Here is a 14,951-nt window from a genome sequence, read left to right as displayed (position 1 = left end):
ACCGGTGCTATCAATTTGAGAGTTGGTGATGCTGCGTTGCAGCAGCGGGGCGGTGTTTGGCTCAGACCAGCGTTGTCAGCCAGAAGAACAGCCCGCGCAGCACCAGCAGCCCTACCAGCAACCACGCCAGCAGCGCAAACAGAGCGCCGAACCCGATCACGATGGCGCGTCCCTGCCAGCCGCCGTTTTTCCACCAGTGGCCCAGCAGCCCGGCGCTCCAGGGGCTGTTGTGCATTTGCATCTGGGGCAAGCGGTGGATGAAGTCGCGGCGCAGCAGTGCTTCGTCAAACAGGGCTTCGCCGTTGAGGCGCAGTGGCACCACCCCCAGGCCGATCAGCAGCTGCTGGCGCGTGCAGGTGACCTGGTGCGCAGGGGCCTGGTAGCGCCTGTTGCCCACCCGGGCCTGCACCTGCTGACCATCGGTGCCGATGCGGATGTTTTCCAGCGCCTTCAGCCTGCGCCACAGAACCATGGGCAGGATCATCGGCACCAGGGCCAGCACTGCCAGGCCATACGGCAGCCACGCTGGGCAGGCGGCGCCCGGGGCGCAGTCGTGCTGGTAGAACATGGGCCATATCCAGTACAGCAGGGCGCTCATGACCAACAGCGCCAGGGCGCTGGTGGCCAGCAGCAGGCGCCGCCGCGTGCGGGTGCTGCCGGGCAGCGCCTTGACCATGGTCACCCGGCCGGGCGGGATGGGGAGGGTGGCGCCTGCGAAAGCGGCGGCCGCTGCATCCTTGGCGGCAGTGGTGGTGGTCGCGAACACCGGCGCAGGGGCCGTCTCGTCCTGCGGGCTGTCCTCGGGCTCGGCCCGCCATGCGGCGCCGCGCAGCTGCCGCAGCTCGCCCGCCTTCCAGGCCAGCCACAGGGCCACCAGCATCAGCACGGCAACGCTGCCCAGCAGCAGCGCGGGCATGCGCCGCGACCAGGTGGCTTGGTTGCGCGCCGTCGCCAGCTCTGCCTGGAAGGCCGCGTCACCAAAGGGCCCCAGCACGCGGCCATGCAGGTCCAGCCTGCGCACCAGGAAGTTGCTCATGTCGGTGAGCAGCATGTGCTGCTGGAACAGGGTGATGGCGTTGGGGTCCTGTTTGGCGGCGAGAGGAATCACGCGGTCGGGCTGGAGCTGCGGGTTCATGAGCAGCAGGTCGGCGTTCTGCATGCTGGTGCCCGCCACCAGCACCCACAGCTGCCCGCGCGGGTCCTGCGCCATGGCAAACGGGAACGTGCGCCCGGGCCGCAGGTCGGGGTGGGCGATGGGGTGCTGCTGCCGCACCGTCTTGCCGTCCGGGCCGGTGCGCAGCTGCAGGATTTCGTGGCGGTTGGTGTTGGCCACCCACATCGCGTCTTTGACCTGCAGGGTCTGGTTGGGAAAGCGCATGCCCTGGGCCTCGGTGCGCGCGAGGGCGTAGCGGTCCGTGATCGCATCGCGCCGGTACACCAGCACCCGGTGGTGGGAGGCGTCGGAGACGACGATTTCCGATTCGTCGTCACTCACCCGCACCCAGCGGTAGCCCCGGCGGCTGTCCAGCTCGGCCAGCTCCACGGGCAGGCACAGGCGTTGCCGCAGGTCGCAGCGGTGCACGCGGCTGTCATCGTGCACCCAGGCCACCTGCTCCTGCGTGAACTGCAGGCTGGTCGGGCTGTCGGACAGCTTCAGCGCGGCCAGGGGGATCTGCTGCAGCCGCTTGCCCGCCGCATCGAACTGGTGGAACGAGCCGTGGCTTTCGAGCCACAGTGTCTCGCCCTGCACGGCGGGCAGCCGGGGGCCGAAGGGGCCGGGGGCGGACACGCCCCGGTAGACGAACGCGAGAATCAGCAGACACTGCAACGCGATGACCGCGCGCAGGCCCCAGCGGTAGCCGGACGGTGCTTGGCTTGCCATGGACACTCCCTCAACGGATTTGTTATGTCACGGCCGCCGTGGCGGCGGCTGTGCGAGGGGCATTGTCCAGCAGACTGTCAGTGCTTGGCGAGGGTATTTGCAAACATGGGCGCGTCCACGTTGCCACCCGTCAACGCCAGGCCCACGTTCTGGCCCTGCAGGGCGTCGCGCTCCTGCAGCGCTGCCGCCAGGGCCGCAGCGCCCGCGCCTTCGGCCACGTTGTGCGTGTCGGTGAACAGGGCGCGCATGGCGTCGGCCACCTCGGCGTCGCTCACCTGCACGATGTGGTCGATGTGCGGGGCCATCACGGCCAGCGCCTCGGCGTCGGCCACGCGGCAGGCCATGCCGTCGGCGAGCTGGGTGGTGACGGGCGCCTCGACCACATGGCCTGCGGCCAGCGAATCGGCGTAGGTGGTGGCATGGCTGCTCACCACGCCCACCACGCGCACGGGGTGCTGCAGCGCCAGTTTGGCCGCAATGGCCGAGCACGCGCCCGAGCCTTGGCCGATGGGCACATACACCACGTCGAGCTGCGGCACAGCGCGCAAAAACTCCCACCAATACGTGCTCACGCCGCGCAGCAGGTCGGGGTGAAAGCTGGGCACCATGTGGGCGCCGCGCTGGGCCGCGAGCTGGATGGCGTGTTCGCGCGCTTCCTGGAAGTCGTCGCCGTGTTCGATGAGCGTGACGCCTAAAGCGCGCATGGCCGCGTTCTTCTCCAGCGAGTTGCCACGCGGCACGACGATGGTGCAGGCCACGCCGTGGCGGCGCGCGGCCCAGCCCATGCTCTGGCCGTGGTTGCCGCGTGTGGCGCTGATCACTTCCATGGGCAGGGCACCGCGCTGGGCGAGCTGGTCGAAGTAGGTCAGGCCGCCGCGAATCTTGAATGCGCCCACGGGCGTGTGGTTCTCGTGCTTGAGCCAGCAGTCGGTGCCCAGCCGCTGGCTGAGCAGGCCCCAGCGGTACTGGGGCGTGGCGGCGAAGTCGCGGTACACCACCTCGGCAGCGGTTTCGATGTCGGCCAGGGTGGGCAGCAGGGCGGTGGGGTCGAGGCGGGTGTTCATGCGGCGGCTTTCTTTTCAGTCAACAGTTTGAGGGCGAGCAGACCGAGGACGGTGCCCATGAAGTAGCGCTGGGCGCGCATCCATGCGGCATTGCGGTTGAGGAGCAGCGCCACACGTGCGGCGCCCAGCACTAGCAGGGCGTTCACGGCGGCGCTGGTGCTGATCTGCACGGCGCCCAGCGTCAGGCTTTGTTGCAGCAGCTGGCCGCGCTCGGGGTGCAGGAACTGCGGGAAGAACGACAGGTAGAACATGGCCACCTTGGGATTCAGGAGGTTGGTCATGAAGCCCATGAGGAACAGCGTGCGCGGGCTGTCGTGCGGCAGGTTGCGCGCTTCAAACGGCGCGGCGCCCCCGGGCTTGACGGCTTGCCAGGCCATCCACAGCAGGTAGGCGGCGCCGGCGTAGCGGATGGCGTCAAACGCGAGCGGAACGGCAGCCAGCAATGCGGTGAGGCCGAGGGCTGCCGCCAGCAGGTGCACGACAAAACCCAACACCACGCCTGAAAGCGAAATCAGTCCGGCGCGTGGTCCCTGGGTGAGGCTGCGCGAGACGCAGTACACCATGTTGGGCCCGGGTGTGAGCACCAGCACCAGAGCGGCGATGGCAAAGAGGGCCAGTTCTTGCGGTGAAAACAGCATGGTGTTTACTCCGGGGTGCGTGACGACAGGGCGACAGGGCCGCGGGGGGTGATGAGCTGTGCGGTGAGGTTGGGGGCGTCGCCCGCCGCAATGGCCACCTTGTCCGCTACGCCGATGGCCTCGCAGACCGTTAGCAACGTGGCGGCCTGGGGGTGCTGCAGCGCGAGCCGCTGCAGCTGCACGCCGCTGGCGGGCAGGCTGTCGCAGGGGTGCACGGGGCCCCACTGGATGAGGGTGGGCAGGCAGCCGTCCATCAGGCGCAGGCCGTCGCTGCGCACCGTGATCTGCCACTGCAGCAGGCCGTTCGGCGTGGGGCGGCTGGCGGTGATCACGGCGCCGCGCTCTACGTCCAGCGCCGCCAGGGCGGCGCAGCGCTCGGCCACATCGGGCACGCTGGCCACCCAGTGGATGAGCTGGGGCCCGTGCTGCGCCACTTGCTGCTGCAGGGCGGCATCATCCATGTCAAACCAGCGCCTTGCGCCTGCTGGTATTGCGGTGGCAGCTATTGAGTTGATAGCAATGATCTCCAGGTAGGCGCGGGGGTGCACGGGACCGGAGATGTTGAAGATGCGGTTGTGCGTGCCCATCAGCGGGTGTTCGCCGCCTGCGGTGGGGGCCACGCCCAGCGTGCGTTCGCACCAGGCCACGCCGCTGGCCAGGTCGGTCGCCAGCACCACCAGGTGGTCCACGCAGGGCGCGTGGGGGGCGCTGGTCACAGCAGCACCTCGCCCGCCATGCAGGTCACGCTGCTGCCGCCCACCCAGATGGTGTCGCCGTCCTGCTCCACAAACACGCGCCCCGCGCGGCCCAGGCGGGTGCCCTGGCTGGCCACGTACTGCTTGGGGGCCAGCCCGGCGCCGATGAGCCACTGGGCCAGCGCGGCGTTCAGGCTGCCGGTCACGGGGTCTTCGGCCAGGCCGTTGTTGCCGGGGAAAAAGGCGCGCACTTCAAACGCAATGCCGTCGGCATCGGTGCTGCCGATGACGCCCACCTTGCCACGCGGGCCCACCACGCCCACGTCCAGCTGGCCGAGGATGCTGGCGTCGGGTTGGAGCGCCAGCACCTGCTCGCTGTTCGCCAGCATCACGCCGCGCCAGTTGGGGCCGTTGTCGCACCAGGCGTGGTGCAGGATGTCGCTGCGTGCCACCCCCAGGCCCTTGGCGATCAGCACGACGTCCTCTTCCGCGAGGGGGCCGCTCTTGATCAGGGGCGGCGCGGCAAAGGCCAGGCGCTCGCCGTCCTGCCGCAGCGTGACCAGGCCCACGCCACATTCCTGCACGACCTTGCCCGCCACCTGGGGCTGGCCGCCGGCCTTCAGCCAGGCGTGGCAGCTGCCCAGCGTGGGGTGGCCTGCAAAGGGCAGCTCGCGCCCGGGGCAGAAGATGCGCACGCGGTAGTCGGCCCCGGCGGCGCGGCCTTCGGGTGTGGGGGGCAGCAGGAAGGTGGCTTCGGACAGGTTGGTCCAGTTGGTGAAGTCCTGCATGGCTTCGGTGCTGAGGCCGGAGCCGTCCAGCACCACGGCCAGCGGGTTGCCCCGGTAGGGGGTGGCGGTGAAAACATCGACTTGCTGGAAGGGGCGCTGGTGCATGGTGGTCAGAGTCCTTGAGGTCAAAAATGGTGGCGAAGGTGGCGGCGGTTGGGCACGCCGGGGGCTCACCGGGGTATGGACCGGTGGGTAAATGGGTTGTTGCGGCACGGCGCTCTGGCGAGGCCGAGGGGGAAATCAGCCGCTGGGGCGCGGGGCAGGGCAGCGCAGGTTCATAGCAACACCGTGCCTTCGATGCAGGTCACTGCGTGCCCGCCCACCCACAGCTGGTGGTCGTCGTCCTGGCGGATGTGCACGCGGCCCGCGCGGCCCAGGCATTCGCCCTGGGCCACCAGGTAGCTGCGGGGGGCCAGACCGTCGGCAATCAGCCATTCGGCCAAGCTGGCGTTGAGGGTGCCCGTCACCGGGTCTTCGGGGTTGCCCATGGGCGCGGCAAACGCGCGCACCACGGCCCCGGGCTGGCTGGTGTTGCTGGCCGTGGGGCTGACGTGGATCACGCCCACGTCCTGGCCCAGGTCCTTCAGGCGTGCGTGGTCGGGGTGCAGGCCCAGCACGGTGTCGGCGCTGTCGAGCAGCAGGCCCAGCCACACGGGGCCGTTGTCGAGCAGCTGCGCGCCCAGAATCTGCTGCGGGCGCAGGCCCAGGGCGCTCGCGATCAGCGGCACCAGCGCAGGGCTGGGGGCGCTGCGCTTGAGCGGCGGCGCGGCAAAGGCCAGGGTGCCGTTGGCATGTGCAATGCGTACCAAGCCCAGTGCACATTCCTGTATCACCATGCCACCTTGGCGGGGGGCATTGCCCGCCTGCAGCCAGGCATGGCAGGTGCCCAGGGTGGGGTGGCCCGCAAAAGGCAGCTCTCCATTGGGGCTGAAGATGCGCAGGCGGTAGTCGGCTCCGGCAGCGCGCCCGGCGTCGGTGGGCGGCATCAGAAAGGTGGTTTCCGACAGGTTGGTCCACGCCGCAAAGCGGCGCATGTCGCTGTCGCTCAGGCCATCGGCATCCAGCACCACGGCCACAGGGTTGCCGTAGCCGGGGCGGTCGCTGAAAACGTCGATCTGCTTGAAGGGGCGCTGGTGCATGGTGAGGCTCACGCAAGGGGCTGGTCCAACACGCCCCGGGCGCCGGGACGGGTGCTGACCGTGTTGTACCACCGCTCCAGGTGCGGCCGTGCCGGGCGCGCCTGGGGCAGGCCCCACCAGCGGTGGATTTCGCAGCCCACCGGGATGTCGGCCATGGTGAAGCGCTCGCCCGCCATGAAGGGCTGGCGCGCCAGGTGCGCGTCCAGCATCGCCATCAGCGGCTCGGTCAGGGCGACCGATGCGGCGATGAGCGCCTCATTGCGCTGCATGGCAGGCGTGCGGACCCACTGCAGGAACGCATCGCGCCCGGCGGGGTTCAGCGTGGTCTGCTGCCAGTCCATCCACTGCTCGGCGGTAAAACGCGTGGGCAGGTCTTCGGGGTACAGGTTGCCCAGCGAATGCCGGGCGCACAAGTAGCGCACGATGGCGTTGGACTCCCACAGCGTCACGCCTGTGTCCCCGTCCTCGATCAGCGGCACCAGGCCGTTGGGGTTGAGGCCCAGAAAGCGCGCCTCGCGCACGATGCCGTACTGGCCGCCCGCGTCGGTACGCTGCACAGAAGGCAGGCCCAGCTCCTGCACGGCCCACACGACCTTGCGCACGTTGATGGACGACAGGCGACCCCATAGCCTCAGCATGCCGGATCAGGCCTTGTGGCTACGGATTGCATCCGCCAGCGCGGCGATGCCTGTGGCGATCTGTTCCACCGTGGAGGTGACGAACGACAGGCGCAGCGTGCGCGGGTCGGCGTTGTCGGCGTAGAACGCCGCGCCGGGCACAAAGGCCACGTTGCGTTCCACCGCCTGGGGCAGCAGCTCGATGGCACTCATGCCTTCGGGCAGGCGCACCCACAGGAACATGCCGCCGTCGGGGCGGTTCCATTCGACGCCCAGGCCCGCCATTTCCTTGGTCAACGCGGCCAGCATGGCTTCGCACTGCTGCTTGTACAGCGCGCGAATGGTGGGCACATGGCGGTCCAGGAAGTTGCCCTTCATCACCTCAGCCACCAGGCGCTGGTTGTAGCCGGGGGTGTGCAGGTCGGCAGCCTGCTTGGCCTGCAGCAGCTTGGGGTACACGGCCTTGGGGGCCACCACAAAGCCCAGGCGCAGGCCGGGGGCCAGCACCTTGGAGAACGAGCCCATGTAGATGCAGCCTTCGGGGTTGCGGGCCGTGAGCGGTGGGGGCGGTGGGTTGTCAAACCACAGGTCGCCGTAGGGGTTGTCTTCCACCAGCGGCAGGTTCAGCTCGGCAGCAGCCTTGACCAGCGCGGCGCGGCGGGCTTCGCTCATGGTGCGGCCCGTGGGGTTCTGGAAGTTGGGCAGCACGTACAGGAAGCGCGCCTTGTCGGCGCCCGTGCCCACCTTGGCGCGCAGGTCGTCGATGAGCACGCCTTCGTCGTCACTGGCCACGGCCACCACGCTGGGTTCCATGGGGGTGAAGGCCTGCAGCGCGCCCAGGTAGGTGGGGGTTTCGACCAGCACGCGGCTGTTTTCGTCGATGAGCACCTTGGCAATCAGGTCCAGCGCCTGCTGCGAGCCGGTGGTGATCAGGATCTGGTCGGGGTTCACATCCCAGGGCAGGAAGTCGGCAATCGCCTGGCGCAGCGGGCCGTAGCCTTCGCTGGCGGCGTATTGCAGGGCGCCGGGGCCGTCCTGGGCCAGCACGGCGGCCGAAGCGGCGGCAAAGGCCGACACCGGGAAAGTCTTGGGCGAGGGCAGGCCCCCTGCTAGGCTGATGATGCCGGGCTTCTCCGTGACCTTCAGGATTTCGCGGATGACCGAGGGGTTCATGCGCTCGGCACGGCGTGCCAGGGTCCAGGTGCTGGTCTGTGGAAGGTCGTTCAGTTTCACTCTCGTTCTCCTCCGGATGGTCCCCAAAAGACCACCCACGTTACAAAATCGTCCGAAAAATGCTCAAAGCGGTGCACTTGCCCCGCAGGCACAAAAAACGCATCCCCCGCCTGAAAGCGGCGGCGTGTGTCGCCTTGCACAAACTCGCCCTGGCCGCACTGGATGAAATACAGCTCATCCTGCGCATGGGGCTGCTGCGGGTCGTGGCCGCGCGGCGCATACAGCTCGGTGCGCATGCTGCCATGCGCCATCAGCGCTGCAAAGCGTTCGCCGTCCGGGCCGGGCAGTTGCCGCAGTCCTCGTTCCACAGAGGTGTGCATGGGGTTCCTTCAGTCCACCACAAACAGGGTGGCACCCTGTGGGGAGGTGGATCGATGGGGTTCCGCATTGTCCGACACCTGGTAGCTCATGCCGGGCGTCAGGGTGAACTGGCGGCCATCCTGCAGCTCGGTGTGCAGCTCGCCACTCAGGCACAGCAGCACATGGCCTTTGACGCACCAGTGGTCTGACACGTAACCGGGCGTGTACTCGACCATGCGCACGCGCACGTCACCAAATGTCTGGGTGCGCCAGAAAGCCTGGCCCGCTTCGGCGGTTTTTTCTTCGCGCGGAATGCTGGCCCAGTCGGTGGTGGCAAAGGGGATGTTCTGCAAATGCATGGTTTTCAGTCCTTGATCGACACCACGGCCTCGATCTCGACCGCGAAGCCGCGCGGCAAGGAGCCGACGCCGACGGCCGAGCGCGCATGCCGCCCCGCGTCGCCAAACACTTCCACCAACAGGTCGGAGCAGCCGTTGATGACCTCGGTGTGCTGCATGAAGTCGGGCACCGCGTTCACCATGCCCAGCACCTTGACCACGCGGCGCACGCGCGACAGGTCGCCCAGTGCTGCCTGCATGGTGGCAATCAGGTGCAGGCCCACGTCGCGCGCATGCTGGCGTGCCTCGTCGGCGCTGATCTCGCGGCCCACCTTGGGCACCACCGCCATGTCGTTGCGCAGGGGAGACCCCTTGCCCGAGATGTACAGGGTATTCCCGTCCAGCACATAGGCATCGAAGTTGCCGCGCGGGGCAACCACGGCGGGCAGTACCAGGCCCAGCTGTTGCAGTCGCTGCTCCGGGGTGGTGGCATTCATGCGGGGGCTCCTTGTTGAATGGGCATGCGCTTGCCAACGAACACCGTGGCAATCACGGCCACAGCAAACACCAGGGTGACCGCATCCAGGTGTTCACCCAGCAGCGGCACGGCAAACAGCAGGCTCAAAAAAGGCTGGATGAGCTGGATCTGGCTGACCCGCACGGCCCCCAGCGCCAAGGCGCGGTACCACGCAAAAAAGCCGATCCACATCGAGAACAGGGCTACGTACAGGAAGCCGACCCAGCTCATCGCGCCAATGCGGGACGGCTCTGCCGGGGCAAACCACCAAGCCACGGGCAAAGTCAGCGGCAGGCTGCACACCAGCACCCAGCAGATGACCTGCTCAGCCCCCAGGCGGGGCGTGAGGCGGGCGCCGCCGATGTAGCCCAGGGCGCCCGTGGTCATGGCGATCAGCAGGTAGATGTTGGCCGCGCCCAGGTACAGGCCACCCGCGCGCCACACCATGAACCCCAGCACCAGCCCGCTGCCCAGCACGGCGCAGGCCCAGAAGCCTGCCGAGGGCCGCTGCCGGTACCACAGCGCGCCAAGCAGGGCGGTGGACAGCGGCAGCAGGGCGGTGACCACGGCGCCGTGGGTGCTGGGCACATGGCGCAGTGCCAGCGCCAGGAACAGCGGGAAGCCCACGATCACGCCAAAGGCCGTGATGCCCAGCAGGGGCCATTCGGCGCGGGTGGGCAAGTTCAGGCGCCCTTGCGCGCGCTGCCACCACAGGTAGCCGATGGACAGCAAGCCCGCCACGGCGGCGCGCCCGAAGGTGACGAACCAGGGGGACAGCTGGGGCGCGTCAGTGGAGCCCACCGCCAGCCGTGTCATGGGCAGGGTGGCGGCAAACAGCGTGACGCCGACCAGGCCCCAGAGCAGGGCTTCTTTTTCCTGTGAGCGGTTCATAGGGTGAGCATCCAATACGCAGTGAGCACCAGCACGAGCGCCAGCGCGCGGTTGAACCACAGCAGGCGTGCGCCTTGAGCCAGCCACTGGCGCAGCAGCGAGCCCACCAGCGCATAGACAAAGTTGCTGGTGAAGGCAAACACCATCATCACGCCGCAGATGATGGCCAGGCGCTCGCCCGGGTTGGCGGCGGGCTGCCCAGCGGCATTCACCACCCAGCCTGCGCTGAGCGTGAGCGCCAGCATCCAGGCCTTGATGTTCACGAACTGCAGGCCCACGCCCTGCCAGAAGGTCACGTTCAGGCGGTTGCTGTCCACTTCGGTCAGCTGCCCGGCGCGGCTGAGCTTGAAAGCCAGCCAGAGCATGTAGATCACGCCCAGCAAGGTCACGGCCCAGCGCAGGGCGGGCACGCCGGTGATGAGGGCGCCCAGGCCCAGGCCGCTGCCCAGCATGAGCAGCGTCCAGCCCGCTGGCACGGCCAGGCAAAAGTGCAGCGCGCGCTTGAGGCCCAGGTTGGCGGCCAGCGCGGTCGACAAGGTGGTGTTGGGCCCCGGCGAAAAGCTCATGGCGGTGCAAAACAGCAGCAGGGCAGTGAGTTCGGCAGCGCTCATGGGGATTTGCAGGGGGGTTCTTGTCGGTTGTGTGGGTTCAATGTAATCTTGCAAACCAGTACATCACCAGTACAGTCAGTCAGCGCAGTGTTGAAACTGTATTGGTTGTGAAGACAGTACACCGCCCGGGGCCTTGCCATGCTGATGAAATCTTCTACCCAGTCGCTCACCGAGCAGTTGTCGGCCCGGATCTCCGAGCGCATCCGCAACCGCCTGCTGGCGCCGGGAGCGCGCCTGCCGTCGGTGCGCCAGTGCGCGCAGCAAAACGGGGTGAGCCCGTCCACCGTGGTGGCGGCCTATGACCAGCTGCTGGCCCAGGGCCTGGTGGAGGCGCGCAAGAACCGGGGCTTCTTCGTGCGCGAAAGTGGCCGCTCGGCCGCTGCTGCAGACGAAGAGGACGCCCACCCCGTGGACCCCGGGCTGGAGAGCGCCGCCGCCAACTGGAGCACGGCCCACTGGTTCGCCGCGCGGGCCGCTGGGCGCAGAGGGGTGTCGCCCGTCAATGCCACGGCGCTCATACGCGGCATGTTCCACAAGGTCAGCGACAAGCCCCAGCCCGGCATGGGCGTGTTTCCGCCGGACTGGCTGGAGTCCACGTTCATGCCCGCAGCCGTGCGCAAGGTGACCAGCTCGCGCAGCCTGCAGGATTTTTCACTGCAGTACGGCGAACCCCTGGGCGACGCAGGCCTGCGCCGCTTGCTGGCCAAGAAGCTGGCCACGCTCAATGTGCACACTGCGCCCGAGCACATCATCACCACCGTGGGCGCCACGCATGCGCTCGATATCGTGAGCCGCACCCTGCTACGCCCGGGCGACCCGGTGATGGTGGAAGAGCCCGGCTGGGCCGTGGAGTTTGCGCGCCTGGCCGCCCTGGGCATGCACATCCTGCCCGTGCCGCGCCGCGCGGACGGGCCGGATCTGGAGGTGATGGCCCGGTATTGCGAGGTGCACAAGCCCAAGCTCTATGTGAGCGTGAGCGTGTTCCACAACCCCACGGGCTACTGCCTCACGCCGGGCAGCGCCCACCGCATCCTGCAACTGGCCAACCAGCACAACTTCCATGTGGTGGAAGACGACACCTACAGCCACATCGCGCCCGAGCATGCCACGCGCCTCACCGCGCTTGATGGCCTGCAGCGCACCATCTACGTGAGCGGATTTGCCAAGATCCTCGCGCCCAACTGGCGCATTGGCTACCTGGCCGCGCCGCCCACGCTGGTGGAGCAGTTGCTGGACACCAAGCTGCTGGCCACGCTCACCACCCCCGCGCTGCTCGAAAAGGCCCTGGCCCTGTGCATTGAGCAGGGCCAGCTGCGCCGCCATTCCGAGCGCATCCGCACCCGGCTGGATGCGGCGCGCGCGCGCAGCGTCAAGCTGGCGCTGGCTGCGGGCTGCAGCTTCGCGGCCGAGCCCGTGGGCCTGTTTGGCTGGGTGGAGACGGGGGTGGACACCGATGCGCTGTCGCAGCGCATGCTGGACGAGGGCTACCTGCTCGCGCCCGGCGCCTTGTTCCATGCCGAGCGCAAGCCCAGCACGCTCATGCGCATCAACTTTGCGACCACGCAGGACGCAGCGTTCTGGCGCATCTTTGAGCGCGTGCGGGCTGAGCAGGAGCGGTGAGCAGGCGCGGCGACTAGGGGGCTCAGCGCCCGGCAGCGGGGCGTTCCACTTCCAGGTCGGCCAACACCCGCAGCAGCGCACGGTTGACCTCCTCCAGGTCCATCTCATAGGTCTCGCAGAGCTGGCGGATCGCGCTGGCGTCGTCGGTTTCCAGCGCACAGGCCATCTGCAGGCCGCTGGTGTAAGGGCCGGTGCGCAGCACCGTGGCGTCGTAAATGCGCTCGGACAGCGGCAGGCGGCGCAGGATGGTGCCCAGGGGCTCGCCCAGCAGGTCATCGAGCTGCGAGAACAGGCCACACAGGTAGATCTCGCGGCGCAAGTCGTTCTCGATGCCTGCGTCCAGCAGGTGGGCAGTGAGCTGCGCGCGGATCAGCATGGCGGCGCGCACGGGCAGCATGTTGGGGTCGGTGCTGGCGTGCGGCAACTGGTCGGACAGCCAGCGCTTGATGGAGCTGTAGCCCATCATCACCAGTCCCCGGCGCAGCGAGTCGATGCCGGTGCGCAGGCCCAGGGCGGCCGAGTTGGTGTACACCATGAAGCGGTACGCGAGCAGCGGGTCTTCGCCCATGATGTCTTCGAAGGTCTCCAGCGACTGCTCCGCATCGATGGCCTTCATGAGCTTGAAGATCACGGCGTGCGAGGGCTGCTGTGGATGGTGGCGCAGGCTGTAAAGCACGTCTTCCGACGGCCAGCCCGCAAGGGCCATGGCGTTGCCCTGGTCCAGGCAATGTTCCATGAGCGCGCGGCTGGCCACGTTTTCGTACATCTGCCCGGCCAGCACGGGGCTGGTGGCCCGGGGCGCAGGCGCGGCCGGGGCGCCGGGGCGCGCGGGCGCTGTCTGCAGGGCCGCCACCGCGTCTTCGGGGCGCAGGGTCAGCAGGCTGTTGTCAAAACAGCGCGCAATCTCGGGCTCTGGGAGCTTGCTGGCATCGCCGCGCCACACCAGCTTGAGGCCGCGCTGGTGCGCGGCCTTGACGCGTGCATAGATGGCCGAATCCGAAAGCCAGTCGCCACGCACCTCGATCCAGGGCGCGCCACGTGGTGCGTGTTCGAGCAGGTCGCACAGCAGCTGGCGCGTCTGGGCCGAGATCAGCAGGGGCGGGGAGCTGGCAGACCACAGCTCCTGCAGGGTGCGCAGCAGGTGACCGGCATCGACCACCGCTGTGGCCTCGTTGTGCGCATACAGCTGGACGCCCGCGAGCTTGCGGGCCCGGTTCCACAAAGGGCGGTAGCCCAGAATCAGGCTGCCAAGGACAGATTGGACCATGTGCTCTCAGGCGGTTGTCTCGTCGTTGGGGCCTGCCCCGCCTGGGCTGCGCGGCGTGGGAAGACCCGCTTTAACTGATGAAATTGAACAGCGACAACTTCTGAACCTGGGCATAGGACTTGAGTGCTGCCTCGTAGCCCACCTGCTGGTTCTGGAAGTCCGAAATGCCCTTGATCATATCGAGATCCTCGGCGCGCGAGCGGTCGCCTTCGAGCTGGATGGAGCGCTTTTCCTGGTCGCCCGTGATGCGGTCGGCACGGTTGAGCAGCTCACCGGCATAGCTGCGCATGTTGTGCACGCGCTCCAGCCCGATATCGATATTGGCCAGCGCCTGCCCAACAGCCTGGATGGCTGCGTTGTTGTTGGGGGCATTGCGGATGCCGTTGATCGCGCTGTCCAGCGTGCTGAACATGCTGGCGCTGGGTTGCAGGGTGATGGTGTCGCCGTTGGCGGGGTTGCCCTTGATGTCGAAGGTCAGCCCCGGAATGCCCGCGACGGAGATGGTCACCGGCTTGTCGCTGGGGTAGTCAGGCACCACCACAGGGGCGGACACGGCGCCGGTGGTGGTGTTGGTGATGGTGTAGGTGGCCGTGCTGGTGCCGGGTGTGGCGCCCGGGCCCACGGCGCTGAAGGCGATGCTGTAGTTGTCGCCCGTCACCAGGGCCAGGTTGGCCGGGGTGATGGCGGTGGTGGTGAGCTGGCGGCCCACCGGAATGGCGCTCACACCGGCGGTGTAGACGCCATCGCGGTTGGGGTCGAACATGAAGGCCGAATCGCCATCCAGCGCGCCGGGCACGGTCACGCCGGTGCTGGCCGTCTGGCCGGGCAGGCCCTGGAAGCTGTAGTCGGGCGAGCCGCTGAGCGGGCCCAGGAAGGGGGCCAGCGCACTGCCCAGGGCACTCAGCAACGGAATGCCATTGGTGTCCTTGCGGTTGGCCACCTCCAGCAGTTGCTCGCGCAGGCCCTGCAGCTGGTTGGCCACCGTGACGCGGTCGTTGGGCGTCATGGCCGCGTCACCAGCGCTCACCACCAGCTCGCGGAATCGCTGGACCAGGTCCACCGCATCGCCCAGCGAGGATTCGCCCTGGACGATGGCGTTGCGCTGGGTCTCCAGCGCGCGCTGCTCGGTCTGGATGCGCGCCAGGCGGTTGAGCGCCCGCTCGGCCTGCGCGGCCGACACGGGGTCGTCGCTGGCCCGCACCACCCGTTTGCCCGAGGTGAGGTTCTCCTGCAGGTTGGACAGGTTGGTCTGCCGCGCGCCCAGGTTGCGCAGGGCGTTGTCGTACATATTGGCAGTGCCAAGGCGGTAGATGCTGTTGCTCATGTCGAACTCCTAGCTCCTGAACGGCGG

The 14,951-nt window shown here is 68.2% G+C and carries 16 protein-coding genes; 1 reads left to right on the top strand and 15 read right to left on the bottom strand.

All coding sequences use genetic code 11. The features are described 5' to 3' along the window. Positions 1–61 precede the first annotated feature (61 nt). The 13 genes from CBY09_RS14335 to CBY09_RS14275 all read right to left on the bottom strand — a co-directional run bounded on the left by CBY09_RS14335 (position 62) and on the right by CBY09_RS14275 (position 10,713). A complete protein-coding gene (locus CBY09_RS14335; protein ID WP_094290294.1) occupies positions 62–1,882 on the bottom strand; it encodes a hypothetical protein in 1,821 nt (606 codons plus the stop codon). A 77-nt stretch (positions 1,883–1,959) separates the two neighbouring features. Further along, a complete protein-coding gene (locus tag CBY09_RS14330) occupies positions 1,960–2,946 on the bottom strand; it encodes a threonine dehydratase (protein ID WP_094290293.1) in 987 nt (328 codons plus the stop codon). After that, positions 2,943–3,584 (bottom strand): LysE family translocator, encoded by a 642-nt coding sequence (locus CBY09_RS14325; protein ID WP_094290292.1) that lies wholly within the window; start codon positions 3,582–3,584, stop codon positions 2,943–2,945. Before CBY09_RS14325 ends, CBY09_RS14330 begins: the two co-directional genes overlap by 4 nt. Before the next feature lie 5 nt (positions 3,585–3,589). Continuing rightward, on the bottom strand, positions 3,590–4,300 hold the full coding sequence (locus tag CBY09_RS14320) for a VOC family protein (protein WP_165773916.1): 711 nt from the start codon (positions 4,298–4,300) through the stop codon (positions 3,590–3,592). Next, positions 4,297–5,172, bottom strand: a complete 876-nt coding sequence (locus CBY09_RS14315) for a PhzF family phenazine biosynthesis protein (RefSeq protein WP_094290291.1) — start codon at positions 5,170–5,172, stop codon at positions 4,297–4,299. The genes CBY09_RS14320 and CBY09_RS14315 overlap by 4 nt, the downstream gene beginning before the upstream one ends. A 170-nt stretch (positions 5,173–5,342) precedes the next feature. Further along, entirely contained in the window at positions 5,343–6,206 is an 864-nt protein-coding gene (locus CBY09_RS14310) for a PhzF family phenazine biosynthesis protein (RefSeq protein WP_094290439.1), read from the bottom strand. A gap of 8 nt (positions 6,207–6,214) precedes the next feature. Further along, entirely contained in the window at positions 6,215–6,844 is a 630-nt protein-coding gene (locus tag CBY09_RS14305) for a glutathione S-transferase (protein ID WP_094290290.1), read from the bottom strand. 6 nt (positions 6,845–6,850) lie between these two features. Beyond that, the gene (locus tag CBY09_RS14300; protein WP_094290289.1) at positions 6,851–8,056 is read right to left on the bottom strand and encodes an aminotransferase-like domain-containing protein; all 1,206 of its coding nucleotides are present in this window, start codon (positions 8,054–8,056) and stop codon (positions 6,851–6,853) included. Continuing rightward, positions 8,053–8,376 carry a cupin domain-containing protein gene (locus CBY09_RS14295; RefSeq protein ID WP_094290288.1) on the bottom strand — a complete coding sequence of 108 codons (324 nt, stop codon included), beginning with the start codon at positions 8,374–8,376 and terminating at the stop codon, positions 8,053–8,055. The genes CBY09_RS14300 and CBY09_RS14295 overlap by 4 nt, the downstream gene beginning before the upstream one ends. A 9-nt stretch (positions 8,377–8,385) precedes the next feature. Next, a complete protein-coding gene (locus tag CBY09_RS14290) occupies positions 8,386–8,715 on the bottom strand; it encodes a DHCW motif cupin fold protein (protein ID WP_094290287.1) in 330 nt (109 codons plus the stop codon). Between the two features lie 5 nt (positions 8,716–8,720). Next, positions 8,721–9,191: a RidA family protein gene (locus CBY09_RS14285; protein ID WP_094290286.1), complete on the bottom strand. Its 471-nt coding sequence runs from the start codon at positions 9,189–9,191 to the stop codon at positions 8,721–8,723. Then, a complete protein-coding gene (locus CBY09_RS14280; RefSeq protein WP_094290285.1) occupies positions 9,188–10,102 on the bottom strand; it encodes a DMT family transporter in 915 nt (304 codons plus the stop codon). Before CBY09_RS14280 ends, CBY09_RS14285 begins: the two co-directional genes overlap by 4 nt. Further along, positions 10,099–10,713, bottom strand: a complete 615-nt coding sequence (locus CBY09_RS14275) for a LysE family translocator (protein ID WP_094290284.1) — start codon at positions 10,711–10,713, stop codon at positions 10,099–10,101. Before CBY09_RS14275 ends, CBY09_RS14280 begins: the two co-directional genes overlap by 4 nt. Positions 10,714–10,851: 138 nt before the next feature. Here CBY09_RS14275 and CBY09_RS14270 point away from each other — a divergent pair, with 138 nt between their 5' ends. Beyond that, complete coding sequence (locus CBY09_RS14270) at positions 10,852–12,333, top strand: aminotransferase-like domain-containing protein (protein WP_094290283.1); 1,482 nt, start codon at positions 10,852–10,854, stop codon at positions 12,331–12,333. A gap of 22 nt (positions 12,334–12,355) precedes the next feature. Here the strand turns inward: CBY09_RS14270 and CBY09_RS14265 are convergent, their stop codons facing one another. After that, on the bottom strand, positions 12,356–13,600 hold the full coding sequence (locus CBY09_RS14265) for an HDOD domain-containing protein (RefSeq protein ID WP_094290282.1): 1,245 nt from the start codon (positions 13,598–13,600) through the stop codon (positions 12,356–12,358). A 70-nt stretch (positions 13,601–13,670) separates the two neighbouring features. Continuing rightward, positions 13,671–14,924 carry a flagellar hook-associated protein FlgL gene (flgL, locus tag CBY09_RS14260; protein ID WP_094290281.1) on the bottom strand — a complete coding sequence of 418 codons (1,254 nt, stop codon included), beginning with the start codon at positions 14,922–14,924 and terminating at the stop codon, positions 13,671–13,673. Positions 14,925–14,951: the final 27 nt, after the last annotated feature.

The sequence above is a fragment of the Acidovorax kalamii genome (assembly GCF_002245625.1).
Classification (GTDB): Bacteria; Pseudomonadota; Gammaproteobacteria; order Burkholderiales; family Burkholderiaceae_C; genus Acidovorax; species Acidovorax kalamii.
This window is presented reverse-complemented; position numbering and strand designations above follow the sequence as displayed.

Excerpts from the sequence above, each read along its gene's own strand:
- CBY09_RS14335 (WP_094290294.1), bottom strand. The coding sequence starts at position 1,882 with ATGGCAAGCCAAGCACCGTCCGGCTACCGCTGGGGCCTGCGCGCGGTC.
- CBY09_RS14330 (WP_094290293.1), bottom strand. The coding sequence starts at position 2,946 with ATGAACACCCGCCTCGACCCCACCGCCCTGCTGCCCACCCTGGCCGAC.
- CBY09_RS14325 (WP_094290292.1), bottom strand. The coding sequence starts at position 3,584 with ATGCTGTTTTCACCGCAAGAACTGGCCCTCTTTGCCATCGCCGCTCTG.
- CBY09_RS14315 (WP_094290291.1), bottom strand. The coding sequence starts at position 5,172 with ATGCACCAGCGCCCCTTCCAGCAAGTCGATGTTTTCACCGCCACCCCC.
- CBY09_RS14310 (WP_094290439.1), bottom strand. The coding sequence starts at position 6,206 with ATGCACCAGCGCCCCTTCAAGCAGATCGACGTTTTCAGCGACCGCCCC.
- CBY09_RS14305 (WP_094290290.1), bottom strand. The coding sequence starts at position 6,844 with ATGCTGAGGCTATGGGGTCGCCTGTCGTCCATCAACGTGCGCAAGGTC.
- CBY09_RS14295 (WP_094290288.1), bottom strand. The coding sequence starts at position 8,376 with ATGCACACCTCTGTGGAACGAGGACTGCGGCAACTGCCCGGCCCGGAC.
- CBY09_RS14290 (WP_094290287.1), bottom strand. The coding sequence starts at position 8,715 with ATGCATTTGCAGAACATCCCCTTTGCCACCACCGACTGGGCCAGCATT.
- CBY09_RS14285 (WP_094290286.1), bottom strand. The coding sequence starts at position 9,191 with ATGAATGCCACCACCCCGGAGCAGCGACTGCAACAGCTGGGCCTGGTA.
- CBY09_RS14280 (WP_094290285.1), bottom strand. The coding sequence starts at position 10,102 with ATGAACCGCTCACAGGAAAAAGAAGCCCTGCTCTGGGGCCTGGTCGGC.
- CBY09_RS14275 (WP_094290284.1), bottom strand. The coding sequence starts at position 10,713 with ATGAGCGCTGCCGAACTCACTGCCCTGCTGCTGTTTTGCACCGCCATG.
- CBY09_RS14270 (WP_094290283.1), top strand. The coding sequence starts at position 10,852 with ATGCTGATGAAATCTTCTACCCAGTCGCTCACCGAGCAGTTGTCGGCC.
- CBY09_RS14265 (WP_094290282.1), bottom strand. The coding sequence starts at position 13,600 with ATGGTCCAATCTGTCCTTGGCAGCCTGATTCTGGGCTACCGCCCTTTG.
- flgL (WP_094290281.1), bottom strand. The coding sequence starts at position 14,924 with ATGAGCAACAGCATCTACCGCCTTGGCACTGCCAATATGTACGACAAC.